Origin of the sequence: Streptomyces sp. NPDC021212 (genome assembly GCF_044332925.1) — a bacterium.
Lineage (GTDB): Bacteria > Actinomycetota > Actinomycetes > Streptomycetales > Streptomycetaceae > Streptomyces.
Genome location: NZ_JBIRPZ010000009.1, coordinates 348,300 through 368,237 on the forward strand (window position 1 = coordinate 348,300; position 19,938 = coordinate 368,237).

17 protein-coding genes and 1 pseudogene are annotated in these 19,938 nt (G+C 72.7%); 11 read left to right on the top strand and 7 right to left on the bottom strand.

Annotated features, from left to right (window positions below; translation table 11 throughout):
- Positions 1–7 precede the first annotated feature (7 nt).
- Positions 8–1,561, bottom strand: a complete 1,554-nt coding sequence (locus tag ACH4SI_RS25455) for a class I adenylate-forming enzyme family protein (protein ID WP_398299314.1) — start codon at positions 1,559–1,561, stop codon at positions 8–10.
- 163 nt (positions 1,562–1,724) lie between these two features.
- Between ACH4SI_RS25455 and ACH4SI_RS25460 the strand changes: the two genes are divergently transcribed.
- The 3 genes from ACH4SI_RS25460 (at position 1,725) to ACH4SI_RS25470 (ending at position 5,011) form a co-directional block, all read left to right on the top strand.
- Entirely contained in the window at positions 1,725–2,888 is a 1,164-nt protein-coding gene (locus tag ACH4SI_RS25460; RefSeq protein ID WP_398299316.1) for an acyl-CoA dehydrogenase family protein, read from the top strand.
- 8 nt (positions 2,889–2,896) lie between these two features.
- Complete coding sequence (locus tag ACH4SI_RS25465) at positions 2,897–3,925, top strand: acyl-CoA dehydrogenase family protein (protein WP_398299502.1); 1,029 nt, start codon at positions 2,897–2,899, stop codon at positions 3,923–3,925.
- A gap of 483 nt (positions 3,926–4,408) precedes the next feature.
- A complete protein-coding gene (locus ACH4SI_RS25470; RefSeq protein ID WP_398299318.1) occupies positions 4,409–5,011 on the top strand; it encodes an ATP-binding protein in 603 nt (200 codons plus the stop codon).
- A gap of 263 nt (positions 5,012–5,274) precedes the next feature.
- Here the strand turns inward: ACH4SI_RS25470 and ACH4SI_RS25475 are convergent, their stop codons facing one another.
- Positions 5,275–6,201, bottom strand: coding sequence for a cyclase family protein (locus ACH4SI_RS25475; protein WP_398299320.1), 927 nt, complete (start codon positions 6,199–6,201; stop codon positions 5,275–5,277).
- 98 nt (positions 6,202–6,299) lie between these two features.
- On the opposite strand from ACH4SI_RS25475, the gene ACH4SI_RS25480 reads away from it, so the two are divergent.
- From ACH4SI_RS25480 to ACH4SI_RS25495, 4 genes are read left to right on the top strand one after another with little or no spacing between them, the layout of a single operon-like run.
- The gene (locus tag ACH4SI_RS25480; RefSeq protein WP_398299322.1) at positions 6,300–7,211 is read left to right on the top strand and encodes an SDR family oxidoreductase; all 912 of its coding nucleotides are present in this window, start codon (positions 6,300–6,302) and stop codon (positions 7,209–7,211) included.
- A 13-nt stretch (positions 7,212–7,224) separates the two neighbouring features.
- The gene (locus ACH4SI_RS25485) at positions 7,225–8,517 is read left to right on the top strand and encodes an acyl-CoA dehydrogenase family protein (RefSeq protein ID WP_398299324.1); all 1,293 of its coding nucleotides are present in this window, start codon (positions 7,225–7,227) and stop codon (positions 8,515–8,517) included.
- Positions 8,514–9,977, top strand: coding sequence for an aldehyde dehydrogenase family protein (locus ACH4SI_RS25490; RefSeq protein ID WP_398299325.1), 1,464 nt, complete (start codon positions 8,514–8,516; stop codon positions 9,975–9,977). Before ACH4SI_RS25485 ends, ACH4SI_RS25490 begins: the two co-directional genes overlap by 4 nt.
- A gap of 26 nt (positions 9,978–10,003) precedes the next feature.
- Positions 10,004–11,056 carry a Zn-dependent alcohol dehydrogenase gene (locus ACH4SI_RS25495; RefSeq protein WP_398299326.1) on the top strand — a complete coding sequence of 351 codons (1,053 nt, stop codon included), beginning with the start codon at positions 10,004–10,006 and terminating at the stop codon, positions 11,054–11,056.
- On the opposite strand, the pseudogene ACH4SI_RS25500 reads toward ACH4SI_RS25495, so the two are convergent.
- The 5 genes and pseudogenes from ACH4SI_RS25500 to ACH4SI_RS25520 all read right to left on the bottom strand — a co-directional run.
- Positions 11,046–11,258 (bottom strand): annotated as a pseudogene (locus ACH4SI_RS25500) (helix-turn-helix domain-containing protein); the annotation flags it as partial. The gene ACH4SI_RS25495 and the pseudogene ACH4SI_RS25500 overlap by 11 nt on opposite strands.
- Positions 11,259–11,415: 157 nt before the next feature.
- Entirely contained in the window at positions 11,416–12,039 is a 624-nt protein-coding gene (locus tag ACH4SI_RS25505) for a flavin reductase family protein (protein WP_398299504.1), read from the bottom strand.
- Between the two features lie 113 nt (positions 12,040–12,152).
- Complete coding sequence (locus tag ACH4SI_RS25510; RefSeq protein WP_398299327.1) at positions 12,153–12,971, bottom strand: enoyl-CoA hydratase/isomerase family protein; 819 nt, start codon at positions 12,969–12,971, stop codon at positions 12,153–12,155.
- Between the two features lie 40 nt (positions 12,972–13,011).
- Positions 13,012–15,249 (bottom strand): acetate--CoA ligase family protein, encoded by a 2,238-nt coding sequence (locus ACH4SI_RS25515; RefSeq protein WP_398299329.1) that lies wholly within the window; start codon positions 15,247–15,249, stop codon positions 13,012–13,014.
- 218 nt (positions 15,250–15,467) lie between these two features.
- Positions 15,468–16,625 (bottom strand): flavin-containing monooxygenase, encoded by a 1,158-nt coding sequence (locus ACH4SI_RS25520; protein ID WP_398299331.1) that lies wholly within the window; start codon positions 16,623–16,625, stop codon positions 15,468–15,470.
- Positions 16,626–16,820: 195 nt separating this feature from the next.
- Between ACH4SI_RS25520 and ACH4SI_RS25525 the strand changes: the two genes are divergently transcribed.
- The 4 genes from ACH4SI_RS25525 (at position 16,821) to ACH4SI_RS25540 (ending at position 19,868) form a co-directional block, all read left to right on the top strand.
- Positions 16,821–17,276, top strand: a complete 456-nt coding sequence (locus ACH4SI_RS25525; RefSeq protein WP_398299333.1) for a Zn-ribbon domain-containing OB-fold protein — start codon at positions 16,821–16,823, stop codon at positions 17,274–17,276.
- Positions 17,277–17,455: 179 nt separating this feature from the next.
- The gene (locus ACH4SI_RS25530) at positions 17,456–19,063 is read left to right on the top strand and encodes a sensor histidine kinase (RefSeq protein WP_398299335.1); all 1,608 of its coding nucleotides are present in this window, start codon (positions 17,456–17,458) and stop codon (positions 19,061–19,063) included.
- Positions 19,060–19,476 (top strand): roadblock/LC7 domain-containing protein, encoded by a 417-nt coding sequence (locus ACH4SI_RS25535; RefSeq protein ID WP_398299337.1) that lies wholly within the window; start codon positions 19,060–19,062, stop codon positions 19,474–19,476. The genes ACH4SI_RS25530 and ACH4SI_RS25535 overlap by 4 nt, the downstream gene beginning before the upstream one ends.
- Positions 19,473–19,868 (top strand): DUF742 domain-containing protein, encoded by a 396-nt coding sequence (locus ACH4SI_RS25540; RefSeq protein WP_398299339.1) that lies wholly within the window; start codon positions 19,473–19,475, stop codon positions 19,866–19,868. The genes ACH4SI_RS25535 and ACH4SI_RS25540 overlap by 4 nt, the downstream gene beginning before the upstream one ends.
- The last annotated feature ends 70 nt before the right edge of the window (positions 19,869–19,938 follow it).

Sequence of the window (19,938 nt, forward strand, 5' to 3'; positions counted from 1 at the left end):
AACGGGCTCAGCGCGCGGCTGCGCCCCCGAACCGCTCCCGCAGCCGGTACTTCAGCACCTTCCGCAGCGTCTCGTTCCGCGGCAGCGCGTCCACCACCTCCACCCGCTCCGGCACCTTGTGCACCGAAAGACCCACCTCGCGCAGATAGGAGCCGACCCCCTCCAGGGTCAGCGGCGCCGCCCCGGCCGGCTGCTCCACCACGGCGCACACCACCTCCCCGCGCTCCGCGTCCGGTAGCCCGATCACCGCCACATCCCCCACATCCGGATGCCGGTACAGCAACTGCTCGATCTCCTTCGCGGAAATGTTCTCGCCCTTACGGATGATGATGTCCTTGGCGCGCCCGGTGAGCACAAGATGACCGCTTTCCGTCAGATGGCCGAGATCGCCGGTGCGGAAGAAGCCGTCGGCGTCGAACGCCTCCCGGGTCTGCGACTCGTCCAGATATCCGGCGCACACCGCCTCGCCCCGCAGCCGCACCTCTCCGTCCACGACGCGGATCTCCATCTCCGCGGGCGGACGCCCCTCCGTCGTCGCCAGCAGTTCGTCGGTGTCGTCCGGCGACCCCATGGTGATCATGGGGACTTCCGTCATCCCGTAGCCGTGCGTGAGGCGGCACCCCAACTCCCGCACCACCTCGTAGTACAGCTCGGGCGGCTTGGGGGCGCCGCCCCCGGCGAGCAGCCGCAGCGTCGGAATCAGCTTGTGCGCGGGGTCCTTGCGCTGCTCAGCCAGGAACATGGAGTAGAAAGCGGTGCTGCCGCCCGCGACCGTCACCCCGTGCCGCCGGTACGCGGCGAGGGAGTCCGGCAGCGCGAAGTGCTCCAGCAGCACGGCGGGGAAGCCGTACAGCAGCAGCATCACCGTGTAGTCGGGCCCGGCGACATGGGCGTACGGGAAGGCCATCGACCCGATGTCGTCGGGTCTCAGCCGCAGCGCGTGGGCGAGGCAGGAACCGGCGGCGATGAGGCTGCGGTCGGTATGCAGCACGCCCTTGGGGTCGGAGGTGGTGCCCGAGGTCCAGTAGATCCAGCGGACGGCGGTCCCGTCGGTGGGCGGGGGCGGCAGATGCGGCGGCGCCTTCGGGTCGGCGACCGGGAGGGTGTCGTACGCCTCGAAGACGTGCGGCGGCTGCGGCAGCCGGGCGGCCAGCCGGTGCGCCATCGCCGTATGGTCGAAGCCGCGCCAGGTCCCGGGGACGGCGAAGAACCGCGCGCCCGAGGCCCGTAGCGCGTACCCCACCTCGCGGTCGCGGTAGTACGAGATGAGCGGGGTCTGTACGGCGCCCAGCCGGGCCAGCGCCATGGTCAGCACGACCGTCTCCAGCCGGGTGGGCAGTTGCCAGGCGACCCGGCTGCCGGGGCCCACCCCCCTCGCGTACAGCCCGGCCGCCGTGCGCTCCGCGCGGGTGCGCAGCGCGCGGAAGGTCAGCCGCCGGTCGTGCCGGCCGCTGGCGGCGGCCTGGATCAGCGCGGGGGCGTCCGGGGTGAGCGCGGCGCGTCGCTCCAGCAGTTCCCACAGCGTCGCCGATGTGCCGAGGGCGTGTGCGGTGTCGGTCATCCCGGCCTCCCGTGAACCCCGCCGTAGATCTGACGAATAGTCAGATAATGGGGAGCGTAAGGCCACCCGTCTTGTCGGTCCAGGGGGCGCGGATTAGCCTTCCTCTGCCGTTCTGATCTGACGAGACATCAGAAAAACATCGGAAAGGGGAGGACGGCCGCCGATGGATCTCGCCTTCACGGAGGACGAGGAGGACTTCCGGCGCGGACTGCGCGCCTGGCTCGCGGACGTCCTCCCCACCCTGCCCGACCGCCCCGACCCCGCCGACTGGCCCGCCCGCCGCGCCTATGACTGCGGCTGGCAGCGCATGCTGTACGACGCCGGATACGCCGGACTGCACTGGCCCGAGGACGCCGGAGGGCAGGGCGCGACCCCCACCCAGCACCTGATCTTCCTGGAGGAGACCGAACGCGCGGGCGCGCCCTACGTCGGCGCCAACTTCGTCGGCCTGCTGCACGCGGGCCCCACCATCGCCGCCGAGGGCACCCCCGCCCAACGGGCCCGTTGGCTGCCGCCGATCCTCCGCGGCGACCAGGTCTGGTGCCAGGGTTTCTCCGAACCCGACGCCGGATCCGACCTCGCCTCCTTACGCACCCGTGCCGTACGGGACGGCGACCACTACGTCGTCAGCGGCAGCAAGATCTGGACCTCGCACGCCGAGATCGCCGACTGGTGCGAATTGTTGGTGCGCACCACGCCCGTGAACCCCGACACGCCGAAGCACCGGGGCATCACCTGGCTCGCGCTGCCGATGGACGCGCCGGGCGTGACCGTACGGCCGCTGCGCACGCTCGCCGGGACCGCCGAGTTCGCCGAGGTCTTCCTGGACGAGGTACGGGTGCCCGTCGACCACCGGATCGGGGCCGAGAACGACGGCTGGCGGGTGACCATGGTGACCCTCTCGTTCGAGCGCGGCACGGCCTTCGTCGGCGAGGTCGTCGCCTGCCGACGCGTACTGGAGTCCCTGGCCCGTACCGCCGAGGCCAACGGACGCTGGGACGACCCCGTCCTGCGGCGGCGGCTCGGGCGGCTCGCCGCCGAGTGCGCGGCGCTGTGGCGGCTCACCCAGTGGAACGTGAGCGAGGCGCAGCGCACCGGCGGGGTGCCGGGCGTCGGTGGCTCGGTCTTCAAGCTCCGCTTCTCGGAGGTGCGGCAGGAGCTGTACGACGCCGCCGCCGAGGTCCTGGGCCCGGACGCGCTGGACGCCGGGCACGAGTGGGTCGCGGACCGGCTGTCGTCCCTCTCGTACACCATCGCGGCCGGAACCTCGCAGATCCAGCGGAACATCGTCGCCGAGCGCATCCTCGGCCTGCCGAAGGGGCGGTGACCCGGAGCGTGGACTTCCAGCTCGACGACGACCAGCGGGCGCTGCGGGACGGGATGCGGGAACTGCTGGAACGGCGCTTCCCCCGCGCCCGGTTACGGACAGTGGTGGACGGCCACGGAGGTGCGGCTGCGCTGGACCGCACCCTGTGGCGTGAACTCGGCGCTGCCGGGTTCTTCGCGCTGCGGCTTCCCGAGGCGGCGGGCGGCGTGGGGCTCGGACTGCCGGAGGCGGTGCTGGCCATGGAGGAGGCGGGCGGGGCGCTGCTCCCGGGGCCGCTGGTCGCCACCCAGCTCGCGGCGGGCCTGAACGCCACGGACGCCACGGACGCCGCGTATGCCACGGCTGCCGCCGAGGGCGCGGCCGTGGTCACCGCGCTGGACCTCGACGCCGGGGCGGACGGGCTGGTGGAGCATCTGGCCTCGGCCGACGCCGTGCTGATGCTGAGCGGCGAGGACGCCGAGGTGCTTGCCGCCGCCGCGCTCGCGGACCCGGCGCGGCCGATACGCTCCGTCGACCCGGCCACCCCGCTGCACCGGGTGCGTCCACCGGCCGTGACCCCCGCAGGGGTTACCGATGCGGCCGGATTTCCCGGGGCCGCCGCCCGGCTGCGCCGCGAGGCGGCCCTGCTGACCGCCGCCCAACAGCTCGGCAGCGCCTCCCGTACGGTCCGGATGGCGGTCGATCACGCTACGGAGCGCACGCAGTTCGGCCGCCCGATCGGCGCCTTCCAGGCCGTACAGCATCTGTGCGCACAGATGCTCGTGCGCGCCGAATCAGCCAGAAGTGTGGTGTACGCCGCCGCGGTCACAGAAGAGGCGGGTGACATCGCCGCCGCCAAACTGCTCGCCGACGAGGCGGCCGTCCGTAATGCCCGCGACTGTCTTCAGGTGCACGGGGGGATGGGTTTCACCTGGGAGGCGGATGTCCATCTGCACCTCAAGCGGGCTTGGGTGCGCGCCGGACAGTGGCAGACGGCGGCCGGGGCCGAGGAGGAACTTGCCGCGGGACTCCTGTTGACCGGTGAAACAGGTTTGTAACCGGGCTCCATGGATACGCCTGAATTGTTGGGATGTCGCATTCTCTGGGGAGATCCCCGGAGGCTTTGAGGTGACCGAGCGTTGATATCGGGTTGTTTCCTAGGCGTGACTCGTCACAGGGGGGAGTCGGGCTCCGGCTCGGGTACTCTCCGTTGGGTGCGAGCGGTTATGGGGTGCAACGAACCCGGCGTGGCCCGTGAGGCGACTCCGGGCACGCCGATGTGCCCCGCTCGCACGGGGCGCGCTCCGGCAAATCCTCGCTGTTCGAGTCCTCGGGGCGTGCGTCGCACAGTATGCCCCACGCATACTCCTTGGCGCTGGAATATGACCGAAGCGCTTGTTGGGGTGACTGTACGTCAACCATGCTCTCTCACAAGGGGGTACCTCCCGGTGGAAGCCGGGGGAGCGTCACGTTCCGTGACCTCTTGGAGGACCTCTTGGAGGTATGAGGCGATGTGTCCGCCGGTTCGGATGGTGTGAGCGGTGCAGGTGCTTCAGATGCAGATGGAGGTCCGGCCCGACCCCGCGGAGGTGAGTCGTGCCCGTCGGTGGGCGCGCTCGCGGCTCGCCGGGTCCGGTATCGGGGCCGACGAGCCGCTCGCCGAGACATTGATCCTGCTCATCTCCGAACTCGTCACCAACGCCGTGGTGCACACCGGCTGTCCCGCCGTGCTGCGCATGCGCTTTCCCGCGCAGACCGGCACCACCGGCGGCGGTAGCGACGGTTCAGCGGAGCCCGCCACGGACAAGGGGCCCGCACTGGGCACGGTCCGGGTCGAGGTCGCGGACGCCAGCGCCCGCGCACCGCGTCAGCGCCGCGCCGACGAGGAGGCCACCAACGGCCGCGGGCTGGAGCTGGTCGACGGGCTCGCGGACCGCTGGGGCTGGCAGCCCGAGGGCGCGGGCAAGCGCATCTGGTGCGAAATCGACCGCAATCGGCGGGAAGAGTGCGCGGACGGGGCGGAGCGCGTCGAGCTGGGCGATCACGGGGCGCGTGAGAAGTCCCTTCTGACGGACCGTGGCGCCTCCCGTGCGCCCGCACATCTGGGGCGGACCCCACAAAGTCCAGACCAGGTGTTGACGTGACGTGGCCGAGTGATCACTCTAGGATCAGCGATTCGTCGTGAGGGGACGTCGAGGGCTATGGGGCCTGAGTGAACCGTGTGTTCACGGGACCGTTCCTCGGCGAGTGCGGGTCGCGGCCTGGCGCCTGATCAGGGCTCGGCGCCGGAGCCGGGTGGCGGTGCGCGATGCCGTGCTCGGGGTGTGCATGAGCGCACCGCCGCCCGATGGACCGCGCCCGCCCGTTCCCCCGCGCCCCTGATGTCTCCCCCGGTACCTCTCCTGCGTCAGAGGATGGCCACGGGCGCGACCGGGGCGCCGGTCCCGCCGGTGAACGGCTCGGGCGTGGCCGACAGCAGAAACGTGGAGCGCCCCTCCTCGGCGCAGGCCGCCGACAGCTCCTCCAGATTCCAGTTCTGGCCCTGCGGCATGCCCATTTCGACCAGGTCGAGGGCGTGGACGGGCAGCCACAGGTTCTCGATCTCCGGGGGGAAGATCTCGAAGGTGAGCGTGTCGTTGGCGACCGCGGCCACGTCACGGGCGCGGAACCACTCGGGCGTGCGGAGCGACAGCCCGGGCGACGGAAACGCGTACGCCTCCCTCTCGCCCGCCAGATACCGCTGGATCTGCCCGGTCCGTACGAGCACGATGTCGCCGGAACGGACCGTGACCCGGGCCAGCTCCTCGGCGGCGGCGAGGTCTTCGGGGGTGACGGCATGCCCCTCGGGCAGCCGGTCCGCGCCCCGGGCGCGCGCGACGTCGAGCAGCACCCCGCGCGAGACGATGTGCCGCGCCGTGTGGATGCCGCTGAAGGCCGCGCGGTCATGGGCGGTGACGGACGCGGCGGGGCGGCCGTTGTAGATCCGGCCGGAGTGCGAGGCATGGGCCAGCCCGTCCCAGTGGGTACCGGCCTGCAGCCCCATCGTCACGGCGTCGTCGCTGGTGGCGACCGTACCCGGGCCGAACATCTCGGCGTTCACGGCGACCATGGTGTGCAGCGGGTTGACCCTGCCCGGGACCATCCCGGTCTGGATGCCGTCCTGTCGCAGCGGAACCGCGAGCGGGACGCGGCGGCCGGTGCGCACCTCCGCGGCGGCGGCTCGGACGACCTCGTCGGTGATCAGGTTGAGCGTGCCGATCTCGTCGTCGGCGCCCCAGCGCCCCCAGTTGTTGACGCGCTCGGCTATGTCGTGGAACTCGGGCGGCAGCGACATGGCGCCTCCTTCGGTCGGTTCCGTTCCAGGGCTTGTACTCGGAGCGGGTCTGCTCAAAAATCTAACGGTCCGTCAGAAACTGCGGGAGGGGACGCGACGTGGGCAACTTCCTGGACGGCAAGGTCATCGCCGTCACCGGGGCCGGACGTGGCATCGGACGAGCCGTGGCCCTCGCCTGCGCGGCCGAGGGCGCGAAGGTCGTCGTCAACGACTACGGCGTCTCGATCGAAGGCGGCGAACCCACCAGCGAGATCGCCGAAGCGGCGGTCAAGGAGATCGTGGCGGCGGGCGGAGAGGCGGTAGCGGTCGCCGACGACGTCTCCACCATGGCCGGTGGCCGGCGGATCGTGGACACCGCCGTCGAACGGTGCGGACGGCTCGACGGCGTGGTGTGCGTGGCCGGAATCCTCCGCGAGCGGATGCTCTTCAACATGACCGAGGAGGAGTGGGACCCCGTGGTCGCCACCCACCTCAAGGGCACCTTCACCGTCTTCCGCGCCGCGTCCGCGGTGATGCGGCGGCAGCGCTCCGGCACCCTGATCGGCTTCACCAGCGGCAACCACCAGGGCAGCGTCGCGCAGGCCAACTACGCCTCGGCCAAGGGCGGCATCATCTCGCTGGTCCGCAGCGCGGCCCTCGGCCTGCACAAATACGGCGTCACCGCCAACTGCGTCGCCCCGGTCGCCCGTACCCGCATGTCCGCCAATGTGCCGATGGAGCTGAAGGAGATCGGCGAACCGGAGGACGTCGCGGCCCTGGTCGTCTACCTGCTGAGCGAACGGGCCCGCGAGGAGAAGATCACCGGACAGGTCTACACGATCGCGGGCCCCAAGATCGCGGTCTGGGCCCAGCCGAGGGAACTGCGCGCCGGATACGCCGAGGGCGCCTGGACCCCGGAGAAGATCGCCGACTTTCTGCCCGGAACGGTCGGCACCGACCCCATGCCGCTGCTGGCACAGCTCGAAGCCATGGCCCGGGCGGCCGCCGCCCAGCAGCGCCCCAACGCGTAGAAGGGGAGAAGCCGTGGACTTCGCATTCGGGCCGGAGGACGAACGTTTCCGCGGGGAGGCGCGCGCCTGGCTCGACGCCCATCTGGCCGCACGCCTCACCGGGCCCCAGGACGCCGACTCCCGGGACGCCGACTCCCAGGACGCCGCCGCGCAGCGCGCCTGGGAACGCGAACTGGGCGGCGGCGGCTGGATCGGCCTCGGCTGGGACCGCACCCACGGGACGTACGGCAACCGGGCCGCCACCCTCACCCAGCAGGTCGTCTGGGCCGAGGAATACGCCGGCGCCGGCGCCCCCGCCCGCCTCGGGCACATCGGCGAGAACCTCCTCGCCCCCACCCTGCTCAGCCACGGCGACCCCGCCCAGCGCGCCCGCTTCCTGCCCGCCATCGCCCGCGGCGAGGAACTGTGGTGCCAGGGCTACAGCGAACCCGACGCGGGCTCGGACCTCGCCGGAGTGCGCACCCGCGCCGACCGCGACCCGGGTGATGGGACGTACCGCGTCACCGGCCAGAAGATCTGGACCTCCCACGCCCGCGAAGCGGACTGGTGCTTCGTCCTGGCCCGCACCGAGGAGGGCTCACGGCGCCACCATGGTCTCTCCTTCCTGCTGGTGGCGATGGACCAGCCCGGACGCATCGAGGTCCGGCCGATCCGGCAGCTCACCGGCACCGCGGAGTTCAACGAGGTGTTCTTCGACGGGGCCGTGGCCCACGTCGGCCACCTCGTCGGCGGCGAGGGGCAGGGCTGGAGCGTGGCCATGAGCCTGCTCGCCGTGGAACGCGGAGTCTCCACCCTCGTCCAGCAGATCGGCTTCGCCCAGGAACTCGACCACGTCATACGGCAGGCCCTGGAGACGGGGGCCGCCCGCGACCCCGTACTGCGGGAGCGGCTGATACAGCAGTGGGCCGAGCTGAAGGTCATGCGCTGGAACGCCCTGCGCACCCTGGGCGCCGCCCGGAACCCCACCCCCGGGGGCCCCACCCCCACCCCCTCCCCTCCCTCCCCACCCACCTCCTCCGCCCTCACTCCCCATCGCCCCGATCCCCACGACGCCGGGGCGCCCAGTGTGGCCAAGCTGCTGTGGGGCGGCTGGCATCGGCGGCTGGGCGAGCTGGCCGTGCGGGTGCGGGGTGCCGCGGCCGCGCTCGGGCCGGTGTGCTGGAGCGAGAGCCGGCCGTATGAACTCGACGCCGCGCAGCGCCTCTTCCTCTTCTCCCGCGCCGACACCATCTACGGCGGCTCGGACGAGATCCAGCGCAACATCATCGCCGAGCGCGTACTCCACCTCCCCAAGGAGTCCCGATGAAGACGTACGGGCACTGGATCGGCGGCTCCTGGCGGGCGCCCGGGGCCGGGCACTACGCGGTCGTCAATCCGGCCACCGAGGAGACCGTGGGCCGGGCGCCCGAGGCCGACGAGGCGGATGCCGACGCGGCGGTGCGGGCCGCGCGGGCCGCGTACGACGGCTGGTCGCGCGCCGCCCCCCGGGAGCGCGCCGCCGTACTCGACCGCGCGGCCGACCTGCTCGCCGAGCGCGCCCCCGACCTGGTGCCCCTCGTCCAGGCCGAGACCGGCGCGACGCTGCGGGTCACCGCGGCCCTCCAAGTGCCCCCCGCGGCCGACCGCTTCCGCCGCTACGCGCGCGGCGCGATGGAACCGGACACCGTCCCGCTCGCCCCGCTGCCGGTCGCCGCCAGCCCGCTGGCGCCCGGCGGGCTGATCGGCGCGGCGGCGGTACGCCGTCCGATGGGTGTCGTCGCCTGCATCACCTCCTACAACTTTCCCCTCGCCAATCTCGCGGGCAAGGTCGCCCCGGCGCTCGCCATGGGCAATACGGTCGTCGCCAAACCGGCCCCGCAGGACCCGCTGGCCTGTCTCGAACTCGGCCCGCTGCTGACCGAGGCCGGGCTCCCTGACGGTGTCTTCAATGTCGTCACCGGCTCGCGCTCGGCCGCGGGCGAGGCGCTGGTCGCGCACCCCGGTGTCGACATGGTCAGCTTCACCGGATCCACCGCCGTGGGGAAGAAGATCGCCGAATCCGCAGGCAGGTCGATGAAGCGCACCCTGATGGAACTGGGGGGCAAGGGTGCTGCCATCGTCCTTGGGGACGCCGACAAGCGAGTGATCGCGTCGGCGGTCGGGGCGGTCGGTTCGACCTTCTCCTTCCACAGCGGGCAGATCTGCACGGCGCCGACACGGGTGCTCGTCCATCGATCGCTGTACGAGCGGGTGGTCGCCGCACTCACAGATTACGCAAAGTCACTGACCGTGGGGGACCCTGTGGATAACTCCACGATCGTGGGCCCGCTGATCTCCGCCGCGCAGCGCGACCGGGTCGAGGCGTACCTCGCCGGGGCCCGTGAGCAGGGCGCCCGCATCGTCACCGGCGGTGAACGTCCGGCCGTCAAGCCGGGCTTCTACGTCGCGCCGACCCTCGTCGCCGACGCCGACCCCGGCATGACCGTGGCCCGCGAGGAGCTGTTCGGCCCGGTCGTCGTGGCCCTGCCCTTCGACGACGAGGACGAGGCGGTGCGGATCGCCAACGGCACCTCGTACGGCCTCTACGACTACGTCTTCAGCGCCGACGCGGGCCGCGCCTGGGCGCTGGCGGCCCGGCTGCGCAGCGGCAACGTCGGCATCAACACGGTCCAGCGCCACCCCGAGACGCCGTTCGGCGGCTTCAAGCACAGCGGTGTCGGCCGCGACGGCGGCTCGTTCGGGCTGCACGCGTACAGCGAACTCCAGTCGGTGGTCTGGGCCTCCTGAAGGCCCGAAAGGTGGGGGAGGCAGGCATGAGAGGCGTCGTGTTCGACGGCAAGCGGCCTCGGGTGGTCGATGACCTGGAGGTACGCGACCCGGGGCCGGGCGAGGTGCTGGTGGCCGTGGCCGCCGCCGGGCTGTGCCACAGCGATCTGTCCGTCCTCGACGGCACCATTCCGTTTCCCGTGCCGGTGGTGCTCGGCCACGAGGGCGCGGGCGTGGTCGAGTCGGTGGGCCCCGGCGTCACCCATGTCGCCCCCGGCGACCATGTCGCCCTCTCCACCCTCGCCAACTGCGGGACCTGCGCCGACTGCGACCGCGGACGTCCCACCATGTGCCGCGCCGCGATCGGCAGACCGGGCCGCCCGTTCCGCCGCGAGAACGGCGAGCGGCTGTTCAACTTCGCCTCCAACTCGGCGTTCGCACAGCGCACGGTGGTCACGGCCGTTCAGGCGGTGAAGATCCCGGACGAGATCCCGCTCACCTCCGCCGCGCTCATCGGCTGCGGCGTCCTCACCGGCGTCGGCGCCGTTTTCCACCGCGCGCGGGTGGAACACGGCGAGTCGGTCGTCGTCATCGGCACCGGAGGCATCGGGCTCAACGTCCTCCAAGGGGCCCGGCTCGCCGGGGCGACCACCATCGTCGCCGTCGACAACAACCCGGCCAAGGAGCCGCCGGCCCGGCGCTTCGGCGCCACCCACTTCGCGGGCACGCCCGACGCCGTACGGGAGATCCTGCCCACCGGCGCCGACCACGTCTTCGAATGCGTCGGCTCCACCCGCCTCATCCGGCAGGCCGTCGACCTCCTCGACCGGCACGGTCAGGCGGTGCTGCTCGGGGTCCCGCCCGCGGACGCCGAGGCGGCCTTCCGGGTCTCCTCCCTCTATCTGGACAAGTCCATCCTGGGCTGCCGCTACGGATCATCGCGCCCGCAAGCCGACATCGCCCTGTACGCGGAGCTGTACCGACAGGGCCGACTGCTGCTGGACGAACTCGTCACCGCCGTCTACCCGGTGGAGGACTTCGCCACGGCCGTGGACGACGCCCGCGGCGGACGGGTGGCGCGGGCCGTGCTCACGTTCTGAACGGGCCCGCTGCCCGGGCGGAGGCCCGGAAGGTGCGCCGGTACGTGGTAGGAGAGACCCCGAGCGCGGCCTGCAGATGCTGCCGCATCGACGCGGGCGTGCCGAAGCCCGCGTCCCGCGCCACTTGGTCCACCGACAGATCCGTGTTTTCCAGCAGCTGCCTGGCCCGCTCCACCCGCTGCCGCGTCAGCCACTGACCGGGGACCGTCACCGGATTCCCGGACGATGCCCCGGGCTTCAGGCCGGCTCGTGGCGTTCGTCGCGGGACGGGTTCGGCAGTTACGACCTGGTCTGGTACGGCGCGGCCGGGCTGTGCGCGGTGGCGGCGCTGATGGCGCTGATGATCCGGCGCGGTGCCGCTACCGCCCCGGCGCCAGCCGTGTGAACGTGCCGCGGTGGAAGAGCAGGGGGCCGTCGGCCGCCGCCCGCTCGTCCGTGTCCAGGGCGCACACCCGGCCCACCACCACCAGATGGTCGCCGCCGGTGTGGACCGTGTGGACGGTGCAGTCGATCCAGGCGGGCGCGCCGGTGAGGCGGGGGGAGCCGGTGACGGGGCACGGGGTGTGGGCGACGCCGGCGAACTTGTCCGGGCGGTCGGCGGAGCTGATCGCGAAGGACCGGCACAGTTCGGCCTGGGACGCGCCCAGGACGCTGACGCAGAAGACGCCGCTCCGGGCGATGCGGGGCCAGGTCGTGGACGTACGGGCGACCATGAAGGCGATCAGCGGCGGGTCGAGGGACAGCGAGGTGAACGACTGGCAGGCGAAACCCGTCGGGCCCGCCTCGTCGGTGGTCGCGATCACGGTGACGCCGCTCGCGAAATGGCCCAGGACCCGGCGGAAATCCGCCGGGGAGAGGGGCGGGCGCTCATCCTCCTGTACGGCGCGCAGCGCGCGGTGCGCGCCGGGCGGAGGCGGGGGCGGTGGCCCGGCGGTGGTGGGCGAGCCGGCCGAGCGCAGATAGCGGACGGCGGTGGCGGCCATTCCGGCGTGTCCCATCATGGTTTTCGCATCTCCTCGTTGTTCCCGGGTTGTTCCCGGGTTGTTCCCGTTCCCGTCGTTGTTCCCGTTCCGGCGTTCCCGTTCCGGCGGTCCGCTCAGCGGCCCCGGTACACCGGGGCGCGGCGTTCGACGAAGGCCCGGACGCCCTCATTCGCGTCGGCCGTGGTCATGTTGGTCTCCTGGGCGGCCGCCTCGGCGGCGAAGGCGGCCGCACGGCCGGACTCCAGCGAGGCGTTGACCAGCGCCTTGGTGGCCGCGAGGGCGCGGGTGGGGCCCGCTGCCAGGCGTTCGGCCCAGGCGCGGGCGGTCCCCGCCAGTTCGCCGTCCGGTACGACGCGGTTGACCAGCCCCAGCCGTTCGGCCTCGGCGGCGGGCAGCGCGTCGCCGAAGAACAGCAGCTCCTTCGCCCGCTGGGGGCCGACCAGCCGGGGTAGGAGGTAGGCGCCGCCGCCGTCGGGGACGAGTCCGCGGCGTACGAAGACCTCGGTGAAGGTGGCCGATTCGGCGGCCAGGACCAGATCGCAGGCGAGCGCGAGATGGGCGCCGAGTCCGGCGGCGGTGCCGTTGACGGCGGCGATGACGGGTTTCTCGCAGTCGAGCACGGCGGTGATGAGCCGCTGCGCTCCGCCGCGGATCAGCCGGGCGACGTCGCCCGCGATCCGCTCGCCCGGAGCGGACGGGGTGCCGCGCAGGTCGGCGCCCGCGCAGAAGCCCTTACCGGTGGCGGTGAGCACGACGGCCCGCAACTCCGGGTCGGCGGAAGCCTGATCGAGCCGGAGAATCAGGCGTTCCCGCTGGTCAGGGGTGAGGGCGTTCAGGGCTGAGGGGCGGTCGAGGGTGATCCAGGCGACCCCGTTGTCAGTGGCGTGCCGTACAACGGAATCGAGCACTTCTTCGGGGGAGGGAGACGTCATGGGAAGGCTCCTCGGGCTGTGGGCGCGGTATGTGCGCCGCTCAGCGGCAGATCGCCAGCGCGTCGAGGGCCACCGCGCCTTGGCCGCGCGGCAGCACCATCAGGGGGTTGACGTCGAGTTCGGCGAGCTGGTCGCCGAGCTCCAGGGCCATCCGCTGCACCCGCAGCACGACCTCGACCAGGGCGTCCACGTCGGACGGGGGCGCGCCGCGGACGCCGTCGAGGAGGGCGTGGCCGCGCAGTTCGGCGAGCATGGCGCGGGCCTGGTCCTCGCCGAACGGGGGGACGCGGACGGCGGTGTCGTGCAGCACCTCGACGAGCACGCCGCCGATGCCGACGGTGACGGTGGGGCCGAAGAGGCTGTCGTGGGTGACGCCGACGACCATCTCGACGCCGCGCTCGACCATCTGGCACACCAGGACGCCGTCCAGTTCGACGCCTTCGTAGCGGGCGATGTCGGTGAGTTCGCGATAGGTGTCGCGGACCTGGCTGGCGGAGGTCAGGCCCAGCCGGACCAGGCCGAGTTCGGTCTTGTGGGCGAGCTGGGGTGCGGACGCCTTCATGACGACCGGGTAGCCGACGAGTCCGGCGGCGCGGACGGCCGCGGCGGCGCTGGTGACGAGCTGTTCGCGCGGCACGCGGATGCCGTAGGCGCGCAGCAGCTGCTTGGCGGCGTGTTCGCTCAGGCGCTGGCCGGGGCGCAGCAGTCCGCTCGCCTTGCGCATCGACGGGGAGGGGGTGCGCGGGGCGTCGTCGAAGGGGGAGCGGTAGGAGGCGGTGAAGCGGTGGTGGCCGAGATAGGCGCGGACGGCGGTGAGGCAGTTGCCGACGGTGCGGAAAGTGGCGACGCGGGAGGAGCCGAGCAGGGTGGTGCGGTAGGCGTCCTCGGTGCCGACGGGCGAGCCCCACACCACGCAGATGAGTTTGTCGGTGCGTTCCGCGGCGTCCACGAGGTCGGCCGCGAGCTTGTCGCTCATCGGCGGGAACGGGCCGGTGATGGGGCAGATCAGCACGCCGACGGCCGGGTCGGCGAGGATCGCGTCGATGATCTTACGTCCGCGCCAGTCGCCGACGGGGTGGCCGCCGTTGTCGACCGGGTTGGCGACGCGGAGGTCGCCGGGTATCCACTGATGGAGTTCGGCCTGTTTCTCGGCGGAGAGGACGGGCATCGGGAGCCCGGCCGCGGTGGCGAGGTCGGCGACGTGGGCTCCGGTGCCCCCGGAGATCGAATACACCACGACGCCCTCGGCGCGCGGGGGCCGGGCGCGGGCGAGGAGCGCGGCCGTGTCCTGGAGTTCGTCCAGGCCGTCCACCCGGATCACGCCGAACTGGCGCATGGCCGCGTCCACGACCGCGTCCGCACCGGTCAGTTTGCCGGTGTGGGAGGCGGCGGTGCGGGCGCCGGTCTCGGTGCGGCCGACCTTGACGGCGACGACGGGCACCTTGGCGCGGGCGGCCCGGTCGGCGGCGAGGAGGAAGCCGCGGCCGTCCTTGAGCCCTTCCGCGTACAGGGCGATGGCGCCGACCTCGGGGCGGGTCGTGAAGTACGAGAGGAAGTCGGCGCTCTCCAGGTCGGCCTCGTTGCCGGTGGGCGCCCAGTGGCTGAGCCGGATGCCCAGTTCCTGGAGGGTGTAGAGGGGGCGTCCCTGGTGGCCTGACTGGGTGATGAGGGCGATGGCGGGCCCTTCGAGGTCGTCGCGGAACTCCTCGAAGGCGTTGAGGTTGGTGTTGGGGCCCAGGAGCCGCAGCCCGGCGCGGCGTGCTGCGGCGGCCAGCCGGGCCTGGGCAGCGGCGCCCTCGGCGCCGGTCTCGGCGAAGCCGGAGGCGAAGACGACGGCGAACTTGACCTTGACCTGGGCCAGTTCCTCGATGACCGGGAGGGGGTCGCGGACGAGGAGGACGGCGAGATCGACGGGTTCGGGCAGTTCGGCGACGGACGGGACGCAGGGGAGGCCGAAGACGGAGGGGCGGGAGGGGTGGACGGGGTGCAGCCGGGCGCCGACGCGCTCGGCCCAGGCGAGGAGCTGCCGGGTGATGCCGGTGCCCGGGCGGCCTTCGGTGTCGGAGGCGCCGACCAGGGCCACCGATCGGGGGCGGAAGAAGCGGTCCAGGTCGGGGACGTCGGAGTGCAGCGGCCGGCCGCTGACGTCCAGGTCCTCGTCGTCGAGGGCCGAGGTGCGCTGGTGGACCTGGACGGAGGGGCCGGGGGGCCGCCCGCAGGCGACGGCGCGGGCGTGACGGGAGTTGGTGGTGAGAGTGCCGTGAGTCGATCCAAGCATTGGGTATCCGCCACTCCTGCTCGTTGGCCAATAACCAGGTAACTGACGCCCAGTCACATTACTGAGTAGTCAGGCTACAGAGCTGACGGGCTGTCAGGAATGCTCGGTGCGCGGAGAACACGCAGGGTGACGGCGCACCGTTACCGGCGGTACGGCGCGACGGCAACAAGAGAGTGCCCACGCGGCGGCGTGCTCACGCCGCCGCGCGGGCGGCGAAATCAAGCCGTCGTGCGGGACACCGTCGCGGCGATCTTCCTCGCGTCGAGGGCCAGCTCGCGCAGCATGCCGCTGATCGGGTTCGTGTAGCCCGTGAAGTACAGGCCCGGAGCGGTGCGCAGGGTGCGCCGGCCGTGGGTGAGCGGATGCCCGCGGTCGTCCAGCACGCCCAAGTGCCCGACCAGGTCCTCCAGCCCGCGGCGGTAGCCGGTCGCCGCGATCACCGCCTCGGGGCCGATGCGCGAGCCGTCGGCCAGCACCACCTTGTCCTGGTCCAGCGATTCGACCGCGGCGACCACCTCCACCCGCCCCGTCCGCACCGCGTCCACCAGCCCCACGTCCTGCACCGGGATCGCGCCCTGCCGCACCCGGGTGTAGAGCCCGGCCTCCGGCCACGGCAGCCCGTGCGCGGACAGATCCGGCATGCTCAACCGGCACATCACCCGCGCCGCCCGGTCCACCGCGCCCCGCGGCAGCCGCCGCACCAGGATGCCGGTGCGCTGCGCGGGCCAGCCCGCCGTCGAGCGGCGCAGGATGTGCGGTGCGGTACGGACCGCCAGCCGCACCCGCGCCGCGCCGCCCTCGACCAGGTCGACCGCGATCTCCGCGCCCGTGTTGCCGACCCCGACCACCAGCACGTCCCGGCCCTCGTACGGCCGGGCGTTGCGGTAGCGGTGGGCGTGCAGCAGCTCGCCGGTGAAGGTGTCCCGGCCCGGCCAGTCCGGCAGCCGCGGGGTGTGGTTGTAGCCGGTCGCGACGACGGCCACCGGCGAGGACAGTTCGCGTCCGCCACCGGCCCGCAGCACCCAGCCGGTGTCGTCGCCGGCCCGGTCGATCCGGGTCACCTCCACGCCCGTGGCGATCTCCAGCCGGTGGTGCTCCGCGTACCGCTCCAGGTAGCGCACCACGTCGTCCCGGGCGACCCACCGCCCGAACGCGCGCGGCATCGGCAGCCCGGGCAGCGCGGAGAGGCGGCGCGTGGTGTGCAGATGCAGCCGGTCGTAGTGGCCACGCCAGGAGGCGGCGACCGTGTCGGACTTCTCCAGGGCCACGGCGTGGATGCCGCGCTCGCCCAGTGCGGCGGCGGTGGCGAGCCCGCCCGGTCCGCCGCCGATCACATAGACGGGTGAAGGGGATCTCGCGGGGAGACTGTCGGCCATGGTGGCGAGGGTAGTCCCGCTGCTTGACGGGTTTCGGTCAAAGGAGTTCGGAATCGGTTGCGGATCGGTCACGGGCGCGCGTCCGCTCCTTGCGGCCCTCTGCTCCTTACGTACGTCCGCCCCTTGCGCCCCTGCGCCCCGGCGACTGAAACTGATGTGCCGTCAGAAAAGGTCGGCCGGAAGGAGCGTGCGCGCATGAGCGGACCCGACCCCTCCGGCGCCCCCGCGGCGCCCCGCTTCGACCTGCCCGAGCCCGACCCCTTCACCCGCCCCTACTGGGACGCCGCCGCCCGGGGCCGGCTGCTGATCCGGCGCTGCGCCGACTGCGGCCGGGCCCACCACTACCCCCGCGAGTTCTGCCCGCACTGCTGGAGCGAGGACGTCGCCTGGGAGGAGGCGAGCGGCGCCGCCACCCTCTACACCTGGTCGGAGGTGCACCGCAACGACCTCCCGCCCTTCGGCGCCCAGGTCCCGTACACCGCCGCCGTCGTGGATCTCGCCGAGGGGCCGCGGATGATGACCCGGATCGTCGACCACCCCGCGAGCGGGCTGCGCGCCGGGATGCGGCTGAGCGTCACCTTCCGCGTGCTCGGGGAGGGCGTCCCGGCCGTCCCCGTCTTCCGGCCCGTCGCCGCGGGGCCGACTGGATGATCGGAACCGAATTCTCATCTGCCATCGAAGAAATTCGATGATCAATCTTGAACAATCGCTCGGCCAGGTGCCTAGACTGACCGCCTAACTTCCGCCTTTTACCGAGGACTTACTCTTCCGAGCCAGCCCCAAGGCGCCCGGCGGCTGTTGCCTGCCTCACCCCCGGCCGCGAGGATTCGATGACTCCGATACTTCCCGATCAGCGTCAGTGGTCGCGCGCCGGCCGGGGGAACTCACCCGCCAAGCGGGCCCTCCTCGGCCTCCTGGTGACGGTCCCCGTGCTCGGCATCGCCGGGTGGGCGGCGGCGGCAGCCGCGTCCGATGCGGCGAGACCCGCGGTGATCCGGTGCGCGCTCGTGGCCGGGGCGCTGGTGGCCGCCGCCGTCGCGGCGGCGGCCCACCGGGGCGCGGCGCTCGCGCGCGCCGAATCGGCCGTACGGGCGCTGGAGATCCGGGCGGCGCAGGCCGAGGCCCGGGCCGCCGAGGCCGGGGCCATCGCCGAAACGAACCGGCTGGCCGCCGAGCGCGCCGACGCCGAGGTCGGTGAGCTGCGGGACCGGGCCGCCGCGTCCGAGCAGCGGGCCGTCGCCGCGGAGCAGCGGGCCGCCGCCTCCGAGCAGCGGACCGCCGCCGCGGAGCGGGACCTCGACCACGCCGTCGGCACCGCGCTGCCCGCCCTTGTCAACGAGCTGCGCGGCCGGGTCCCGGTGGACCAGGCCCTGGCCGGGATCGATCGGCCCGCCACCGGCCCGCTGCGCGGCCTGCTGGAGACCGTGGGCGGCGAGCTGTCCCGGGAGCGGCAGAAGCGCACCGAGATGGTGGCCGCGTTCCGCAGCATCGCAGGGCGCCTCCAGGCGCTGGTCGCCGGCAACCTCGCCCGGCTGCGGGAGATGCAGGACCGCTACGAATCCGACGCCCTGGACGACCTCTTCCAGCTCGACGGCACCAGCTCGCAGACCGGCCGGATGGCCGACCGCATCGCCATCCTCACCGGCGCGCTTTCGGGTAAGCACTGGCCCCGGCCCATCGTCATCTGGCGGGTGCTGCGCGCCGCCACCTCCCGCATCGAGGGGCTGGAGCGGGTGGAGATCCGCTGCTCCAGCGAACAGGCCGTGGTCGGCGCCGCGGCCGAAAAGGTGATCACGCTCCTCGCCGAGCTGATCGACAACGCGGTGAGCTTCTCGCCTCCCTCCACCGCCGTGAACGTCTATGTCCAGGAGGTCCCGCGCGGGCTCGCCGTCGAGATCGCGGACAGCGGCCTGGCGATGCAGCCCGACATGCTCGCCCGGGCGCAGCAGGCGGTCGCCGAGGATCCGTCGAGCATGCTGAAGCTGTCCGGCACCCGGCAGGGTCTGCTGGTGGTGGGCATGATCGCCCGTAAGTTCGGGCTGCGCGTCAGCTATCGGTCGTCCGCCACCGGCGGTACGGCGGTCACCGTGCTGATCCCGCAGCAACTGCTCACCGAGCCCCGCGCCGAACACCACGTCGCCGCCCCTCCGCTGCCCTCGCGCACCCCGCTGTCACGGTCGTGGCCGCCCTCCGGGGAGCGGGCCGGAGAGCGGTCGGGGGAGCGGGCCGGAGACCATCCGCTCACGCCCGAGGGACTGCCGAGGCGTCGGCGCAAGCAGGTCGAGACCGGCGCCGAGCGGGGCGCCGAGCCATCGGCACCGCCGCCTCCCGTACGCAAGAAGCCCGCGGAGGCGGGGAACCGGTTCGGCTCGTTCCACACCGCCGTCAAACAGGACCGCACCCGCACGACACCACGCCCGGAAGGCACGGCCTCATGAACCCGCATGATCTCGACTGGAAGCTCGACGCCCTGCTGGCGAAGACCCCGGGGGCGCGGCACGCCCTCGCGGTGTCCAACGACGGACTGGTGATCACCCACTCCTCCGATCTGTCCCGGTCGGAGGCGGAGACGCTGGCCGCCATCGCCTCCGGGATCCAGAGCCTGGCCAGGACGGTGTCGACCAAGTTCGGCGACGGCACCGGCAGCGTGGAGCACTCCCTGGTCGCGGTCGGCGGTGCGGTGCTGATGACCGTCGAGGCGGGCGAGGGCGCCCATCTCGCGGTGCTCGCCCGGGAGGACGCCGACCCCGGGATCGTCGGCAACAGCATGTCCCAACTGGTCGACGGCCTCCTCGCGTACCTCACCTCGCCGCAGCGTATGCCCGGGGAGGAGGGCGGCGCGACGGCATGATGCGCTGGGACGTCCATGAACAGCCGGACCGGCTGTTCGCCGCGACGGGGGGACGTAGCCGCGCGTATACGGAGTTCGATCTGGTGTCACTGGTCGTCAGCGAGTCCGAACCGGCCGCGGGGATGGCCCCGGAGGCGGTTCAGATCCTGCGGCTGTGCCGCCATCCGATGGCGCTGGTGGAGGTCTCCGCGCGGTTACGCATGCCCGTGGGTGTCGTCGCGATCCTGCTGTCCGATCTGCTCGCCGAGGGCCGGATCTCGGTCCGCCATCCCAGCAGCGCCGCCGTTGGTGGCGCCGGGCGGCCGGCCCCGCGGGGTGCGGAGCCCGCCCCGGCTCGGCTGCCCGATACCGGCCTGGTCCGAGAGGTTCTCGTTGCACTCAAAAATCTCTGAGGCCGTCGATGAGACGGTCGTCGATGAGACGGCCGACGACGCGGTCGGCGAAGCGGTCGGCGAAACGGCC